The following is a 15,344-nucleotide window of genomic DNA, read 5'->3' on the forward strand; positions in this document are numbered from 1 at the left end:
CATGGCAAAAGAGAACAATAAACGAGGCAAACAAATGATTGTTGCGTTGGTCCTCATTCCAGCAATCTTCATATTAGTAGGCGGAATGGTCGTCATGAATTATGCGATGGATCGTCCACTTCTATCTGTACCATTCCTACCAGTTAGCGAGGACGGAAAGACATCAGAAACGCCTGATTCGTCTGAGGCGAAAGTGAACGTGACGGGCATCGACAGTGACGCCACAAACCGGTTGAAAGCAGCAAACAGTGAGATTGAGAAACTTCGAAATGAAAATGTAGAACTGACAAATGAAGTGAAAGCAAGGCAAGAAGAGATCACCGACCTAATTCGAGAACGTGACCGACTCGTCTCCGAACTTGCAGCAGCCACAACGGAAGAGGAAAATACATCTGACATTTCGAGTGTGTATGAAGAGATGTCTGCCAAACAGGCGGCGGCCATCATGGGAGAACTAGAGAGTCCGCAAGTGGCCGAATTGCTAAAAGAATTATCACCAAAACAACAGGCGGATATTTTAGGGCGGATGAATGCACAACAGGCTGCGGTTGTGACGCAGCTTCTCCAATGAACATGAGAAGGGAGGACCCACATTGAATATTGCGTTACTAACTCAAGCCATTCAAGGTTCAACGACTCGTACCGGAGTAGCGGAAGGCGAATCACAGGGGGCAGGCGGGTTTTTAAGCCTCTTATCCGCCATGCTTGCCCCAATGCAAGGCTCCCGGGAGCAAGCAGGGCTTCCTCAATTTGAAGAAGGCGCATTATCTGAAGAACTGGTCGACCTCGAAAAAGTGGCGCAGGAACTTGAGACATGGTTTCAAAAACCTGAAACTTTGAAATGGCTCAAATCACTTCCGCAAGATGCATATCGGACGTTTATGGATGCATATGTAGGCGTACTCGGGCACTTGTCCATGCCGTCTAGCAATGCTGAGGATGCACCGCTTGTGCTTGCTCAGACAACTGGTTCAAGTAGTGGCATCGTTCAACAGGCAGATCCGTCTGCGAAAAGTCATATGACACATGCTGTCCCGAATCAAGAACTTGGGAAGCAGATCCAAACGATTCAACGGGTGATCGCACAGTTTGATGGACCAGCCGGCAATATGAAGGAAGTTCCCGTTCTACCACAAGTTGAAACCGTGAAAGTGGCGAAAACGCTCCCTCAACCAAGTAACGTGGATTGGTTACCGAAAGGCTTGAACTGGTCACGACCACAAATTGATGTTGAGACGGTCATGTATGCCTCAAAGGGCTCCTTACCTGAAAACTTACAGGCAAGGATTGAGGCGGCACTTCAAAAAGCACCATTTCAAAGTGGAGCGGATGGATCGAAAGTGTTTACGGTACGACTTTATCCAGAACAGCTAGGAGAACTCGTCGTCAAGCTAGAACGGCAGAACGGGGAACTTGTCGTGAAGTTGTTCGCAAGCAATCAAGAGGCGAAGCAACTGATTCAGTCACAAGTCCAGCAGTTGCAGCAAACGCTTATGCCTCATTCCCAAAACGTTCGTGTCGAGGTCAACTTGACACAACAAGCACTCGATGCGAAATCGACGATGCCAGACGGTTCCGAGCAACCGGAACAGGAGCAACCGCACGAACAACCAAAAGGAGGGTCTGAAGATGACGAGCATCCAACCGAAGACGAATGATTTTACATTGCCAGACCAGTCGCTTCCCAAAGCGACGAATCAATATGACAAGGACATGTTTATGAAGTTGCTGCTCGCTCAAATCGCGAACCAGGACCCGATGTCACCGATGGAAGACCGTGAGTTCATCGCTCAGATGGCGCAATTTTCTTCACTAGAACAAATGCAAACGATTTCGAAACAACTCGATTCGGTATTGGTTGACCGTCATATGGCCTCGATTTCTGAATTCAGTAGCATGATTGGTAAAACGATTGACTACAGTTCGGAATCGAGTGAAGAAACGACAAAAGGCTCAGGCCGTGTCGTCTCGATTTCACGATCTGATTTAACTGGATACATGGCCGACCTTGAAGACGGCACATCCGTTAGCGTGTACGATATCACTTCCATCAAATAAGCATAGGGGGAAATTATTATGTTAAGAGCAATGTACTCAGGGATCAGTGGACTGAAGAACTTTCAATCTAAGCTAGACGTCGTCGGGAACAACATCGCCAACGTCAACACGTTCGGTTACAAAAAGGGTCGTGTCACGTTTAAAGACCTCGTCAGTCAACAAGTCGGTAGTGCTTCAGGCGGGAACGGAGCGACGGCCGGAGGAATTAACCCGAAAGAGGTCGGTCTTGGTGGCACGATGGCAACGGTCGATAACGTTTACAACCAAGGAGCGATGCAAAATACGGGACGTGCGTTAGACGTCGGTATCTCCGGTGAGGGCTTCTTCGTCACAATCGTCAACGGACAAGCACAGTACACACGTGCTGGTAACTTTTATACGGACAATAACGGTGACTTGGTAACAGGTGAAGGAACGTACTTATTAGGAACGGGTGCAAAACCTGCTGCTAACCTACCTGCTCCTAACTTGACTGGGAATATTCCTGACGTCGTGGCAGGTTCGACGGCATACGGAAAAATTTCAATTCCGACAGATGCACGTTCATTGTCGATTGGAAAAGACGGTCAAGTCAGTTATGTCGATGCAGCCGGTGCACTTCAGACAGCAGGCTATATTGTGACGGCAAACTTTAGCAACAATGCTGGTTTATCGAAAGTCGGTGCCAACAACTTCTTACAATCTCAAAACTCAGGCGACCCACTCATCGGGGCAGCCGGTGATTTAGGACGAGGTAACCTCGTTTCAGGTGCTCTTGAAATGTCGAACGTCGACCTTTCAGAAGAGTTTACGGAAATGATTGTGGCACAACGTGGTTTCCAGGCGAACACACGAATTATTACAACGTCAGACGAGATCCTTCAAGAACTCGTCAACTTGAAACGCTGATGATTCGCGTCACGGCATTTCGGGGTGAGGAATTCGTGCTCAACGCTTTGCTCATCGAAACGGTGAAAGCAGAACCGGACACGATTATCCAATTGTTTAATGGCAAAACATATCTCGTGAAAGAAACGAAAGATCAAATCATTGAACGAACTGAAGCCTTTTACCGCTCAATCGGTTTAGTCGGAACGATGTTCACAAGAGGTGAAGAAGATGAGTGAAGAAGAGAAGAAAAAGGGTGGCGGCCTGAAGGTTGTCATCATCTTACTAGTCGTCCTACTCGTCATGGGCGGAGCCGGTTTCATGACATATAAATATGTGTTCGGAGATAACGTCACCGCTAAAACGAAACCGGTCACTGCCGAAGAATTGGCGGAACGAAGCTTCACGACCGATGACATGACGACGAACATTCAAGATGAGCGTTTCATCAACGTTCAATTCACAATTGTCACAGATTCTTTGGAAACAAGGGAGAATCTAGAGTTACGTAAATTCCAAGTACACAACGTCATTCTCGGGGACTTGGCTGGAATGACAAAAACACAGTTAGCGACAAAAGAAGATATGCAAAAGTTTGAACAGACACTACGAGAACAACTTAATGGACTGCTTGAAGAAGGTGAAGTCCAACGCGTCTATATGACGAAGAAAATTATTCAGTGAGGTGGCATCATGGGAGAAGTACTGTCTCAACAAGAAATTGATGCCTTACTATCTGCACTAAGCAGTGGGGATGTCGAAGCGGAATCCTTTCTTGCGCAAGAGGAAGAAAAGAAAGTTCGGCAATATGACTTCAAGCGAGCCGTCCGATTTTCAAAAGATCAGATTCGCAGTTTGACTCGAATTCACGAGCACTTCACTCGCATGTTAACGACGTTCTTCTCGGCCCAACTTCGCACATATGTTCAGTTTTCCGTCAACTCGGTCGAACAATTACCTTACGATGAATTCATTCATTCTATTCCGAGTATGACGATGATCAACTTGATTGAAGCGCCACCGTTAAACGGACGATTTATCATCGAGGTCAATCCGAACATTTCTTATGCGATGCTCGATCGTCTACTCGGCGGTCCGGGTGTCGAGATGGACAAAATTGAATCGTTCACAGAAATCGAGATGCGCATTCTGACGCAATTATATAAGCGTGCCTTCTCAACGTATGGAGACGCGTGGGAATCGATTGCGGAAATTAAGGCGGAAATGTCTGCAGTGGAAGTAAATCCGCAGTTTCTACAGCTTGTTTCACCAAACGAGACGGTCGTCCTCATCTCGATCGGGGTGACGATCGGCGAAGTGAGCGGAACGATCAACGTTTGTCTTCCATTCGTGACAATCGAACCGGTCTTGTCGAAGTTGTCGAGTCATTACTGGATGCAGGAGGCGAATCGTCGTAATGCGAGTGAGTCAAGCAAAGAACCACTCAAAGCCCAGTTGATGAACTCGACGGTCGAGGTCGTCTCGTTACTAGGCGAAACGACAATCACGTTTGGTGATCTGTTGCACCTTGAAGTTGGGGACTGTTTGGCACTTGATCAAGTGGCGAAAGAACCTCTATCTATCATGGTAGGGGAGAATAAAGTATTTAAAGGGCAAGTCGGTGTGAGCGGGAAGCGGATGGCGGTTCAGGTGCTTCACCGTGTGAAGGAGGAAGAGCAATGAGTGAAATGCTGTCACAAGATGAAATTGACGCGTTACTACGTGGGACAAGCGACAGTACGCCGACGCCAAAGGCGGAAAAAGAAGAGCACCTAGATTCGATGGAAAGCGATGCTCTTGGGGAAATCGGAAACATTTCGTTTGGAAACTCAGCAACGGCATTGTCGACGTTGCTACAACAAAAAGTAGAAATTACGACACCGGTTGTCAGTGAAGTGAGAATCGAAGAGTTGCGTGAGCGTTATCCGACGCCTCATGTGGCATTACGTGTCGGGTACACGGAAGGGATAAAGGGTGAAAATGTCCTCGTCTTGACTCGCGAAGATGCGGCTATCATCTCTGACCTCATGTTAGGTGGGACGGGAGAGAACGTCGATCCTGAAAGCCTTGATGAGATTCGTTTATCGGCCGTTCAAGAAGCGATGAACCAGATGATGGGTGCTGCCGCGACATCTTTATCGACAGTATTCTCGAAGAAGATTGACATTTCTCCACCACTTGTCGAAGTGTTTGATGCGACGAAAAATCAAACCATTATCGACCGCCTCGAACTTTGGGAGACGATGGTGCTCATTGAGTTCAATCTCAAAGTCGGTACATTGATTGACTCGACAATTGTTCAAATTGCACCAATTCAATTTGGAAAACAGTTGGTCGACGAATTGATGAAAGCGACCGGTGAGGCACAAACGGCAGTGGAGCCTGTAAAAGAACAGCCGAAAGCCGAGGCACCGAAACCTCAACCACAGGCGCAACCACAGGCACAACCACAACCGGAAAAGCAAAAATCGATGCCGGAGGTCGCGGTAAGCCAAGCAGAATTCATGCCGCTCCAATCACCGGCTCCGCAAGAGTCCGTGCCGGCGAACTTAGGATTACTGTATGACGTTCCGTTGAACGTGACCGTCGAACTAGGCAGAACGAAAAAATCTGTCCGGGAAGTACTCGAGCTATCACAAGGTTCAATCATCGAACTCGACAAGCTAGCAGGCGAACCTGTTGATATTTACGTCAACCAACAGCGGATTGCTAGAGGAGAAGTAGTCGTCATTGAAGAAAACTTTGGGGTACGTGTAACAGAAATTATTCAACCGCATGAGCGGATCGGAATCGTTTAAGGAGGAAATTAGAATGAGTGCAAAAGTATTAGTAGTAGACGACGCAGCGTTCATGCGTATGATGATCAAGGATATTTTGACAAAGAACGGATATGACGTAGTAGGTGAGGCAGAAAACGGAGCTGACGCGGTCGTAAAATATCGTGAGCTCACACCGGACCTCGTCACACTTGATATCACGATGCCAGAGATGGACGGACTTGCAGCATTAAAAGAGATTCGTAGTTTCGACTCGAACGCAAAAGTCATCATGTGTTCAGCGATGGGGCAACAAGCGATGGTCATCGATGCGATTCAAGCAGGTGCGAAAGACTTCATCGTCAAACCGTTCAACGCAGAGCGCGTCATCGAAGCGGTTTCTAAAACGGTCGCACAATGAAGAAATGGTGGTTGATTATTCTTCTCGTGGTCGGTCTTTATATTCCGACCACGGTTGAGGCCGCCACCGTAGACCAACAATTCGAGCAAAAACAGACAGAAGAATTGGAAAGTAACGTTCCAACGACAGCGTCAACGATTGGGAATGGCGTGAAAGTCGTGTTGAGTCTCGTAGTCGTGGTCGGCGGTTTCATCGTCTTGATGCGTTGGCTCGGTTCCAAAACACAAGGTGTGAAAGCGACTCAGCATATGAAACATCTCGGAGGAGTCCCACTCGGAAAAGACCGTTCCGTCCAACTCGTGAAGCTTGGAGATCAAGTCTATGTCCTCGGCGTCGGGGAATCGATTCAATTGATTGATCGACTCGATGCGGAAGCGGTGGACGAGGAGCAGTCGGAACCTTTATCACTCCGAACGGCGAATTCGAATGCATTTTTGGATACCTTTAAGAAACAACTTGCTCAACTAGAAGAAGTGAGGAAGAAGTCATGACAACGTTTGAGCAATTAATCAATTTAGAGACACCAGACAGTACATCCACATCGATCAAACTCTTGATTTTACTGACGTTATTGACACTTGCACCATCTTTTTTAATTTTGATGACGTGCTTCACACGTGTCGTCGTCGTCTTATCTTTCATTCGACCGGCGCTCGGTACACAGCAAACACCGCCAAACCAGTTGATTGTCGGATTAGCCTTGTTCATTACATTGTTCGTCATGTCTCCCGTTCTCTCTGATTTGAATGAGAACGCATTAAAACCTTATCTCGATGATCAAATCTCTCAAGATGAAGCGTTTGATGAAGCGAGCGGGACGATGAAAGAATTCATGTCGAAATATACAAGACAAGAAGATTTGCAACTCTTTTTGAAGTATGGGAACTACGAGCAGCCTGAATCACTTGACGACGTACCGCTTCTCGCGCTCGTTCCGGCATATGCGATTAGTGAGTTAAAAACGGCTTTCCAAATCGGATTCATGATTTTCTTGCCATTTTTAATTATCGATATGGTTGTTGCGAGTGTCCTCATGTCGATGGGGATGATGATGTTACCACCGGTCATGATTGCCTTACCGTTTAAATTATTGTTATTTGTATTGGTCGATGGCTGGCACTTGATTGTGGAATCATTGCTTAGAAGTATGTAGGGGGAACGGACATGACACAAGAAATGGTCATTTACTTGGCAACAGAGAGTGTGTGGACATTATTAAAAATTTCAATGCCATTGCTACTCATTTCACTGATTGTCGGTCTCGTGATCTCGATTTTACAGGCCACGACTCAAATTCAAGAACAGACGCTTTCGTTCGTCCCAAAAATCATCTCGGTCTTCATCGGTCTCGTCATCTTCGGACCCTGGATGCTCCAACAAATTGAAGGATTCACGCGACTGATTTTTGAGCTGATGGTCGAGGTTGCGTCGAAATGAATGCGGTCGACTTCATCAGTATGTACGGTCTTACGTTTGCGCGACTTTCTGGCTTCTTTGTCAGTGTCCCACTGTTCTCGACGAGGCAGTTACCGGTTATGCATCGCGTCGGATTCAGCGCGTTTTTAGCGTATTACGCAATGTTCACATTGACCGAGCCAATCGAGATGACGAATGCGTTCGTCCTGCAAGTCGTCTATGAGGTCATGATTGGACTGTTGCTTGGACTATTGATTAACATTCTCTTTTTTGCTCCGCAAATTGCCGGAGGGGTCATCGATCTTCAACTTGGATTGGCGATGGCTTCCGCATATGATCCGATGTTTGGCGGACAGTCTCCGCTCATTGGACGATTTTATTATATTTTTACCTTGTTCATCTTATTGACGAGTAATTTACATTTACTCCTGATTGACGGCATTTATTACAGTTTTCAAATCTATCCACCCGGTCAACCGATGATCAACTTCTCGGAAGCCTCACTCATGATGGCAGTGAAAGTTGTCACGATGACGATGATGGTCGCCTTGCAATTGGCTTTGCCGATGATGGCATCATTACTACTTGTCGATTTGGCACTTGGATTTTTAGCGAAATCGGCGCCACAGTTCAATATCTTTGCAATTGGTTTTTCGTTTAAACTCATTGCTGGATTTGCCGTCATGGTGTTGTTGATGGGATTGACATTGACGGGCATTAGTCAGTTCATTCCGCTATTACAAGAAGTCATGCACGACTTTATGCTCATACTAGGAGATGCCTCATGAAGAAGCCTCTATATCCTTTATCGGTCAATCTACAGTTTTTTGCAGGTGAAAAAACAGAAAAAGCGACACCGCGTAAACGAGAGGACTCACGAAAGAAAGGGCAAGTCGCGAAATCTGCTGATTTGACGGGAGCATTCGCGCTCTTTGCCATGTTTCTCATGCTGTCATTCTTCGGACCATTGATTGGGCAACAACTGCTTTCATTAGTCGGTGATTTACTTAGCCCACAATATTTACTGTTCAATATATCTGAGGGCATGTCAGGAATGGTCCTCGACTTGATGCTTCGAGTCGGACTGATTTTGGCTCCATTCTTCATCGTCGCTGTCGTGTTTGGGATTCTCATCAACTATTTACAAGTTGGAACGTTGTTTTCTTTGGAAGCAATCCAGCCAAAGCTCGAACGGATCGACCCGATCAAAGGGGTAAAACGGATCGTCAGCATGAAAGCGGTCGTCGAATTTTTAAAGTCCTTATTCAAATTTTTGATTATCCTGACAACCGCTGTTGCTGTCCTTTGGCAAAACCAAAAAGAATTGTCCCGGATGGCCGTCGAACAGATTCGAGAATCGATTGTCGCGCTCGCAGGGATCACGATTGAGCTTGGGCTCTGGGTGAGTGTCGCCTTGCTCGCACTCGCATTACTCGACTTTTTTTACCAACGATTTGATTTCGAAAAATCGATTCGAATGTCAAAGCAAGACATTAAGGACGAGTATAAAAACTCGGAGGGTGACCCACTCATCAAATCCAAGATTAAGCAGCAACAACGGGAAATGGCGATGCGACGGATGATGCAAGAAATTCCGAATGCCGACGTCGTCATCACAAACCCGACCCATTACGCGGTCGTCATCCGCTACGATGACACGAAAGATTTTGCGCCGCTCGTTGTCGCAAAAGGGGTCGACCGAGTCGCCTTTCATATTCGAGATGTCGCAAAAGAGCACGATGTGGCGATTGTCGAGAACAAGCCGCTCGCACGTGCGCTCTACGCACAAATCGATATTGGAGAAGTGGTGGACGAATCATTCTACCAAGCAATCGCGGAAGTGCTCGCGTTCGTCTATCAAATGAAGCAACCGTCTTGAGGAGGAGTATGTGTTGGCAGTAAAAGCAAAAGACTTTGCAGTTTTGATTGGTGTCTTGATGATTGTCATCATGCTGATCATCCCGTTACCGGGCTTTTTATTAGACTTTTTAATCATCGTAAATATTTTAATCGCCATCATGATCTTACTTGTGGCGATGAATGCCAGAGAAGCGCTTGACTTCTCCGTATTTCCTTCTCTCTTATTGATCGTGACGTTGTTTCGTCTCGGATTGAACGTATCGACGACCCGCTCGATTCTCTCGAACGGGTATGGAGGGGAAGTCATTGCGACGTTTGGTGACTTCGTCATCGGAGGAAATGTCCTTGTCGGATTCGTTGTTTTCCTGATCCTCGTCATCATTCAGTTCGTCGTCATCACAAAAGGTGCCGAGCGTGTATCTGAGGTATCCGCCCGCTTCACACTCGATGCGATGCCAGGGAAACAGATGGCCATCGATGCTGACTTGAACTCCGGATTGATTGATGACAAGGAAGCGCAGATGCGTCGCCGTAAAATTCAAAGCGAAGCCGACTTTTATGGTTCGATGGATGGGGCATCCAAGTTCGTCAAAGGAGATGCCATCGCCGGGATCATCATCGTGACGATTAACTTGATCTTCGGAATCATTATCGGCGTCGTTCAAATGGGACTACCGGTCGGGGAGGCATTCCAAACGTTCTCGCTTATGACGATCGGGGACGGACTCGTCAGTCAAATCCCGGCACTCTTGATTTCAACGGCGACCGGGATCATCGTGACCCGTGCCGTCTCAGACGGCAATTTAGGGGAGGATGTCATCGACCAGCTCGGTCAAAACCCATCGCTTCTCTATATCGCAGGAGGCATCGTCTTCTTGCTCGGTTTCGTGTCACCTCCACTTATTCCGGTGACGATGATCATCGCAGGTACAGCGTTCTTCGGAGCGTATACGATGCGACGAAACATCCGGCAGGCAACGGAGGAACCGATTATGGAAGAAGAACCTTCGATGGCTCCGACAGAATCTGTCGTCTCGCTCTTACAAATCGATTCGATTGAATTCGAGTTCGGTTACGGCTTGATTCCCCTTGCGGATGAGTCACAAGGCGGTGACTTGTTAGATCGTGTCGTCATGATTCGTCGTCAGCTTGCACTCGAACTCGGTTTTATCTTGCCGACGGTTCGTATTCGCGACCACCTACAACTCTCGCCGAACGCGTATCGCATCAAGGTGAAAGGAAACGTCGTCGCAGAAGGGGAGTTGTTACTCGACCATTACTTGGCGATGAGCCCAGGGATTGAAGACCCAGAAGTATATGGAATTGAAACGACGGAACCGGCATTCGGACTTCCTGCCCTTTGGATTGATGAGGAGACACGGACACGAGCTGAAATGAGTGGGTACACTGTCGTAGACCCACCATCCGTCGTCGCGACACATTTGACCGAAACGCTGAAAAAGCATGCCGCTGATTTACTCGGTCGTGAAGAAACGAAACAACTTGTCGAGCACTTGAAGGAAACTCATCCGGTTCTTGTAGACGATGTGACGCCTTCAGTCCTCTCGATCGGTGAAATTCAAAAAGTACTACGTCACTTATTACAAGAGAACGTATCGATTCGAAACTTGCCTCTCTTGTTCGAGACGATGGCAGACTACGGAAAGGTGACGAAAGATGCAGAAATCCTCGGGGAATATTGTCGCCAAGGATTGTCACGTCAGCTGACCGACCAAGTCAAGCCACCAGAAGGTCCATTGTATGTGGTCACGTTAGGTGGTCAGACGGAACAGACCGTTCAAGATGCCGTACAGAAGACCGAGTTTGGGAACTATTTGGCGCTCGACCCGGAGCAAGCACGTGAGATCATCGAACGTACGGGTGAACAATTGTCGATGTTCGAACGCTACGGTGCATCGGCGGTGATTTTATGTTCACCAACGATTCGATTGTTCGTCCGACAGTTGCTCGAACGATACTATCCAGATGTGCCTGTTTTGGCCTATAACGAGTTACTCAGTTCCGTCGAAGTGAAAAGTATTGGGGTGATTTAAATGCAAATTAAAAAATTTACAGCAAAAACGATGGCTGAGGCGATGACGAAAGTGAAGCAAGAGCTAGGTGATGAAGCGGTCATCCTCAATTCGCGGCAAGTGAAGACCGGATGGTTTGGTTTATTCGCTTCGAAACAAGTGGAAGTCATCGCCGCACTCGAAAAAGAGAAGGCGGTCACGAAGCCAAGGCGAACAGAATCGGTTCGACCAGAGCAGACAACAGCACCTGCACCAACGCCATCACCTCAAGTACCGTCAACACCTCGTATGGTAAGAGGGGCAGCACCAAGGCTGCACTCGTCACTACAGCACATCGACGCGTTACTTTCGACGGAGTCGTTCGCAGAAGAGTCATGGGAAGAGACGTTAAATGAGCTTTACTATACGACGAAGTCTGTGGAAGTAGCCGAACGATTCGTGTATGAGCAAGTTAAATCGACTTTCGTCGAGCCGCCTGAAGCGAAGCGCTATGTCATGCTCGTCGGACCGACGGGTGTCGGAAAAACGACGACGCTTGCCAAACTAGCTGCACATTTCAAATTGACAGAAGGCAAAACGGTCGGGCTGATTACGACAGATACGTATCGAATCGCGGCCATCGAACAGTTGAAGACGTACGCTGAAATTATGAGTATCCCCGTCGAAGTGGCATATGACTTTCATGACTTTAAGCGTGCGAAGCAATTATTTGCGCGAAAAGATATTGTATTGATTGATACGGCAGGTCGAAACTTCCGAGACCCAGCCTACGTGGAACAATTTCACGAACATCATGACTTCACGGAGACGAGTCTATCGCTTGTATTGAGTTTGACTTCCAAAATGAAAGATATGGATATGATTTATTCCCAGTTCGAATCCCTCCCCCTCAGTTCGCTCATCTTCACCAAAGCGGATGAGACGAGTGACATCCACGCGATGTATCGAATGGTAAAAAAGAGCGGCTTGCCTGTCGCATGGATGACAGACGGTCAAGAAGTGCCAGATGATTTGATTCGAGGAGATGCGGAGGCATTGACGAAACGACTGTTTGAGAAAGAAGGTTGGGCCAGATGGACCAAGCAAGGCGTTTAAGAGCAATCAATGATGTCCATCCGACGACCATCGCTTTTGCGAGCGGGAAAGGCGGCGTTGGAAAGACGAACGTTTGCGTCAACACGGCCATTGCCCTTTCGGAGCTCGGAAAACGGGTGTTGATCGTTGACTTTGATATTGGCATGGCCAACGTTCACATCTTGATGAACGCAATGAAGTCGAGAACGATGATCGAGTCCGTAAAAGCTCGTATTCCATTGGCTGCAGCTGTTCAGAAAAATGTGCATGGTGTCGATATATTACATGGAGGGAGTGGACAAGACCAACTCGTCCATCTCTCAGATGATGACATGCAATTTCTCATGCGAGAACTCGAAGTACTGACCGCATATGATTACGTCCTCTTCGATATGGGCGCCGGGGCGACGGACACCTCCCTGCAATTTATTGCGGGGTGTGACGAAATGTTTTTGATTTTAACACCGGAACCGACTTCGCTCATGGACGGGTACGCATATACAAAACTAGTGCATCATCAATATCCCGACTTACCACTCGGCGTCATCGTAAACCGAGCTCAGTCTGGAGAGGAAGCACTGCAATGTTTCGAACGGATGGAAGTCGCATGCAAGCAGTTCTTAAATAAGACGATTCGATTCCTCGGATTTTTACCGGATGACCCTTCAGTCAGAAAGGCAGTCATCGCACAAGTCCCGTTTTATCAATACAATCGAAAAAGTGATATTAGCTGGCGGCTCGAACGAATTTTGACAACGCTTACGGGAACGCCTCCAAAACCACGTCACTTGATGGACCGTTTGATGGGGAACTTACGGAAACAATGGAACCGAGTATAACGACAGGGAGGCAATAAAGATGGACGTGAACGAATACTTAGGGTTGTTTTTAGATGAATCCCAAGAACATATCCAATCGATCAACACACAGTTACTTAAGTTAGAGCAGTCGGGTGGGGCGGATGTCGTTCAAGAGATTTTCCGGTCTGCACATACGTTAAAAGGGATGTCTTCGACGATGGGGTACGAACGCGTCGCCAATTTAACGCATGAGATGGAAAGTGCACTCGACCTCGTTCGTGGTGGTAAAAAAGAAAGCAACCAACTCTTGTTGGACACGATGTTCATCGCTATGGAACAAATGGAAGACATGATCGCCGACATCGAGAACGGGGGACAAGGAGCAAACGTGGATGTTTCTGAAACGGTCGCTGCCTTCCAATCGTTTATCGGTGGAAAAGAGGTCGTGGTCACTGAAGCGAAAGAGTCGAGTACTTTCGAAGTCGACCTTTACACAAACTCGGTCATCGACCAGGCGAAACAAACTGGGTTTGAAGCGTATCAAATCACTGTGAAACTATCAGACGCTGTCGTCTTAAAAGCAGCTCGAGCGTACATGGTGTTTGATCGCCTTCAGGAACTCGGTGAAGTGGTACGGACACATCCGGAGACAGAAGAGATTGAACAAGAGCAATTCGACTTGTCGTTTGACGTCTTGTTCCTCTCACAAGAGACTGCGGAAGTCATCGAACACGCCATCGCCCAAGTATCGGAAGTGGAACGTGTCGAAGTCAATGTGTTCACAGGAGCGCCAGAAAGCGAACCAGAAGTCGCAGTGACAGCTGAAACGGTAGTTCCGGAACCAGTAGTGCAGACAGCTTCAGACCAAGAAGAAAAAGATACGAAAGAACAAGTTGCGGCCCAGGCTCAGGCGAAGACGATTCGCGTCAACTTGGAACGAATTGATCGTCTCATGAACTTGTTTGAAGAATTTATCATCGATCGTGGACGTTTGGAACGACTTGCTGACGAGGTAGGACAACCAGAATTGAATGAAACGGTTGAAAAAATCAAGCGAGGTACAAATGAACTACAATCTCTTGTTTTGACACTTCGCATGATGCCAATCGAGCAAGTGTTCAATCGTTTCCCACGTATGGTGCGTTCAGTCGCAAAAGATATTCATAAGAAAGTTCAATTGAATATTTCAGGTGCCGAGACAGAACTTGATCGGACAGTCATCGATGAGATTGGCGACCCACTTGTTCACTTGATTCGGAATGCAATCGACCATGGAATCGAACGTCCAGAAGTTCGCGTACAAGCTGGAAAGCCGGAACAAGGCATGCTCGCCCTTCGTGCTTATCACGGCGGGAACCGTGTCTTTATCGAAATTGAAGATGATGGCGCAGGGATCAATGTCGACAAAGTTCGTGCTAAAGCGTTGGAGCGTGGTGTCATTTCAGATGAAGAGGCGACCATGATGACTGAGAATGAGTTGGCGATGTTGATCTTTGCCCCAGGGTTCTCGACAGCAGATGTGGTGACGGACCTTTCAGGTCGTGGTGTCGGCCTCGATGTCGTCAAAAATAAAATTGAGTCGCTCGGTGGTGTCGTTTCGTTAGAGACGGTAGCGGGACAAGGGACGAAATTCCAAGTCAGCTTGCCACTCACCCTCTCCATCATCTCGGCCATGCTCGTACAAGTCGGCGAGGAATCGTATGCGATTCCGTTGTCATCGATTCTTGAGACGACCTTACTTGATGAGGCGGACATCTTGACGGCGCATCGTGAGCGTGTGTTTGATTTCCGTGGTCAATTGGTTCCACTCGTCTACTTAAAAGAAATGTTCGGAATCGAATCGGAAACGAAGTCCCAATTCCCGGTCGTCGTCGTTCGAAAAGGTAACAAACTCGTTGGTGTCGTCGTCAACGATTTGATTGGCCAACAAGAAATTGTCATGAAACCGCTCGGTACGTATCTTGAAGGGATTCCTGCTATCTCAGGTGCGACCATTCTCGGTGACGGTCGCGTCGCCCTTATCGTAGATAGTAACGATCTCTTTTAAGGAGGAATATAG

18 protein-coding genes are annotated in these 15,344 nt (G+C 47.5%); all 18 read left to right on the plus strand.

The genetic code is table 11. The annotated features are described in order from the left end of the window. Nucleotide 1: 1 nt before the first annotated feature. Genes ON063_RS00235 through ON063_RS00320 form a run of 18 tightly spaced genes read left to right on the plus strand, consistent with a single transcriptional unit; the run spans nucleotide 2 to nucleotide 15,332 of the window. Nucleotides 2–571 (plus strand): MotE family protein, encoded by a 570-nt coding sequence (locus ON063_RS00235; protein ID WP_274663859.1) that lies wholly within the window; start codon nucleotides 2–4, stop codon nucleotides 569–571. A 22-nt stretch (nucleotides 572–593) separates the two neighbouring features. Then, complete coding sequence (locus ON063_RS00240; RefSeq protein ID WP_274663860.1) at nucleotides 594–1,658, plus strand: flagellar hook-length control protein FliK; 1,065 nt, start codon at nucleotides 594–596, stop codon at nucleotides 1,656–1,658. Next, nucleotides 1,630–2,058, plus strand: coding sequence for a flagellar hook capping FlgD N-terminal domain-containing protein (locus tag ON063_RS00245; protein ID WP_214691822.1), 429 nt, complete (start codon nucleotides 1,630–1,632; stop codon nucleotides 2,056–2,058). The genes ON063_RS00240 and ON063_RS00245 overlap by 29 nt, the downstream gene beginning before the upstream one ends. Nucleotides 2,059–2,076: 18 nt before the next feature. Continuing rightward, complete coding sequence (gene flgG / locus ON063_RS00250) at nucleotides 2,077–2,946, plus strand: flagellar basal body rod protein FlgG (protein ID WP_074034702.1); 870 nt, start codon at nucleotides 2,077–2,079, stop codon at nucleotides 2,944–2,946. Next, the gene (locus ON063_RS00255) at nucleotides 2,946–3,164 is read left to right on the plus strand and encodes a flagellar FlbD family protein (RefSeq protein ID WP_031421671.1); all 219 of its coding nucleotides are present in this window, start codon (nucleotides 2,946–2,948) and stop codon (nucleotides 3,162–3,164) included. Before flgG ends, ON063_RS00255 begins: the two co-directional genes overlap by 1 nt. Next, the gene (locus tag ON063_RS00260) at nucleotides 3,157–3,609 is read left to right on the plus strand and encodes a flagellar basal body-associated FliL family protein (RefSeq protein ID WP_214691824.1); all 453 of its coding nucleotides are present in this window, start codon (nucleotides 3,157–3,159) and stop codon (nucleotides 3,607–3,609) included. Before ON063_RS00255 ends, ON063_RS00260 begins: the two co-directional genes overlap by 8 nt. 9 nt (nucleotides 3,610–3,618) lie before the next feature. Continuing rightward, the gene (gene fliM / locus ON063_RS00265) at nucleotides 3,619–4,608 is read left to right on the plus strand and encodes a flagellar motor switch protein FliM (protein ID WP_274663861.1); all 990 of its coding nucleotides are present in this window, start codon (nucleotides 3,619–3,621) and stop codon (nucleotides 4,606–4,608) included. Beyond that, on the plus strand, nucleotides 4,605–5,723 hold the full coding sequence (fliY, locus tag ON063_RS00270) for a flagellar motor switch phosphatase FliY (protein WP_274663862.1): 1,119 nt from the start codon (nucleotides 4,605–4,607) through the stop codon (nucleotides 5,721–5,723). Before fliM ends, fliY begins: the two co-directional genes overlap by 4 nt. Nucleotides 5,724–5,736: 13 nt before the next feature. Continuing rightward, entirely contained in the window at nucleotides 5,737–6,102 is a 366-nt protein-coding gene (locus ON063_RS00275; RefSeq protein ID WP_074034690.1) for a response regulator, read from the plus strand. Next, the gene (locus ON063_RS00280; protein ID WP_274663863.1) at nucleotides 6,099–6,593 is read left to right on the plus strand and encodes a flagellar biosynthetic protein FliO; all 495 of its coding nucleotides are present in this window, start codon (nucleotides 6,099–6,101) and stop codon (nucleotides 6,591–6,593) included. The genes ON063_RS00275 and ON063_RS00280 overlap by 4 nt, the downstream gene beginning before the upstream one ends. Further along, nucleotides 6,590–7,255, plus strand: a complete 666-nt coding sequence (gene fliP / locus ON063_RS00285; protein ID WP_214783754.1) for a flagellar type III secretion system pore protein FliP — start codon at nucleotides 6,590–6,592, stop codon at nucleotides 7,253–7,255. Before ON063_RS00280 ends, fliP begins: the two co-directional genes overlap by 4 nt. Nucleotides 7,256–7,266: 11 nt before the next feature. Continuing rightward, the gene (fliQ, locus tag ON063_RS00290; RefSeq protein WP_015881403.1) at nucleotides 7,267–7,539 is read left to right on the plus strand and encodes a flagellar biosynthesis protein FliQ; all 273 of its coding nucleotides are present in this window, start codon (nucleotides 7,267–7,269) and stop codon (nucleotides 7,537–7,539) included. Beyond that, nucleotides 7,536–8,306: a flagellar biosynthetic protein FliR gene (gene fliR, locus ON063_RS00295; RefSeq protein ID WP_214783751.1), complete on the plus strand. Its 771-nt coding sequence runs from the start codon at nucleotides 7,536–7,538 to the stop codon at nucleotides 8,304–8,306. The genes fliQ and fliR overlap by 4 nt, the downstream gene beginning before the upstream one ends. Then, nucleotides 8,303–9,397, plus strand: a complete 1,095-nt coding sequence (gene flhB, locus ON063_RS00300) for a flagellar biosynthesis protein FlhB (protein ID WP_274663864.1) — start codon at nucleotides 8,303–8,305, stop codon at nucleotides 9,395–9,397. The genes fliR and flhB overlap by 4 nt, the downstream gene beginning before the upstream one ends. A gap of 13 nt (nucleotides 9,398–9,410) precedes the next feature. Continuing rightward, a complete protein-coding gene (gene flhA, locus ON063_RS00305; protein ID WP_446719112.1) occupies nucleotides 9,411–11,432 on the plus strand; it encodes a flagellar biosynthesis protein FlhA in 2,022 nt (673 codons plus the stop codon). Beyond that, nucleotides 11,433–12,506 (plus strand): flagellar biosynthesis protein FlhF, encoded by a 1,074-nt coding sequence (locus tag ON063_RS00310; protein WP_274663866.1) that lies wholly within the window; start codon nucleotides 11,433–11,435, stop codon nucleotides 12,504–12,506. After that, nucleotides 12,485–13,324: a MinD/ParA family protein gene (locus ON063_RS00315; protein ID WP_214875479.1), complete on the plus strand. Its 840-nt coding sequence runs from the start codon at nucleotides 12,485–12,487 to the stop codon at nucleotides 13,322–13,324. The genes ON063_RS00310 and ON063_RS00315 overlap by 22 nt, the downstream gene beginning before the upstream one ends. 19 nt (nucleotides 13,325–13,343) lie before the next feature. After that, the gene (locus ON063_RS00320) at nucleotides 13,344–15,332 is read left to right on the plus strand and encodes a chemotaxis protein CheA (RefSeq protein WP_274663867.1); all 1,989 of its coding nucleotides are present in this window, start codon (nucleotides 13,344–13,346) and stop codon (nucleotides 15,330–15,332) included. Nucleotides 15,333–15,344 lie beyond the last annotated feature (12 nt).

The sequence above is a fragment of the Exiguobacterium sp. B2(2022) genome, from assembly GCF_028823655.1.
Lineage (GTDB): Bacteria > Bacillota > Bacilli > Exiguobacteriales > Exiguobacteriaceae > Exiguobacterium > Exiguobacterium aestuarii_A.

Excerpts from the sequence above, each read along its gene's own strand:
- flhB (WP_274663864.1), top strand. The coding sequence starts at position 8,303 with ATGAAGAAGCCTCTATATCCTTTATCGGTCAATCTACAGTTTTTTGCA.
- ON063_RS00275 (WP_074034690.1), top strand. The coding sequence starts at position 5,737 with ATGAGTGCAAAAGTATTAGTAGTAGACGACGCAGCGTTCATGCGTATG.
- ON063_RS00310 (WP_274663866.1), top strand. The coding sequence starts at position 11,433 with ATGCAAATTAAAAAATTTACAGCAAAAACGATGGCTGAGGCGATGACG.
- ON063_RS00255 (WP_031421671.1), top strand. The coding sequence starts at position 2,946 with ATGATTCGCGTCACGGCATTTCGGGGTGAGGAATTCGTGCTCAACGCT.
- flgG (WP_074034702.1), top strand. The coding sequence starts at position 2,077 with ATGTTAAGAGCAATGTACTCAGGGATCAGTGGACTGAAGAACTTTCAA.
- ON063_RS00315 (WP_214875479.1), top strand. The coding sequence starts at position 12,485 with ATGGACCAAGCAAGGCGTTTAAGAGCAATCAATGATGTCCATCCGACG.
- fliR (WP_214783751.1), top strand. The coding sequence starts at position 7,536 with ATGAATGCGGTCGACTTCATCAGTATGTACGGTCTTACGTTTGCGCGA.
- fliP (WP_214783754.1), top strand. The coding sequence starts at position 6,590 with ATGACAACGTTTGAGCAATTAATCAATTTAGAGACACCAGACAGTACA.
- ON063_RS00245 (WP_214691822.1), top strand. The coding sequence starts at position 1,630 with ATGACGAGCATCCAACCGAAGACGAATGATTTTACATTGCCAGACCAG.
- fliY (WP_274663862.1), top strand. The coding sequence starts at position 4,605 with ATGAGTGAAATGCTGTCACAAGATGAAATTGACGCGTTACTACGTGGG.
- ON063_RS00280 (WP_274663863.1), top strand. The coding sequence starts at position 6,099 with ATGAAGAAATGGTGGTTGATTATTCTTCTCGTGGTCGGTCTTTATATT.
- ON063_RS00260 (WP_214691824.1), top strand. The coding sequence starts at position 3,157 with ATGAGTGAAGAAGAGAAGAAAAAGGGTGGCGGCCTGAAGGTTGTCATC.
- fliQ (WP_015881403.1), top strand. The coding sequence starts at position 7,267 with ATGACACAAGAAATGGTCATTTACTTGGCAACAGAGAGTGTGTGGACA.
- fliM (WP_274663861.1), top strand. The coding sequence starts at position 3,619 with ATGGGAGAAGTACTGTCTCAACAAGAAATTGATGCCTTACTATCTGCA.
- ON063_RS00320 (WP_274663867.1), top strand. The coding sequence starts at position 13,344 with ATGGACGTGAACGAATACTTAGGGTTGTTTTTAGATGAATCCCAAGAA.
- ON063_RS00235 (WP_274663859.1), top strand. The coding sequence starts at position 2 with ATGGCAAAAGAGAACAATAAACGAGGCAAACAAATGATTGTTGCGTTG.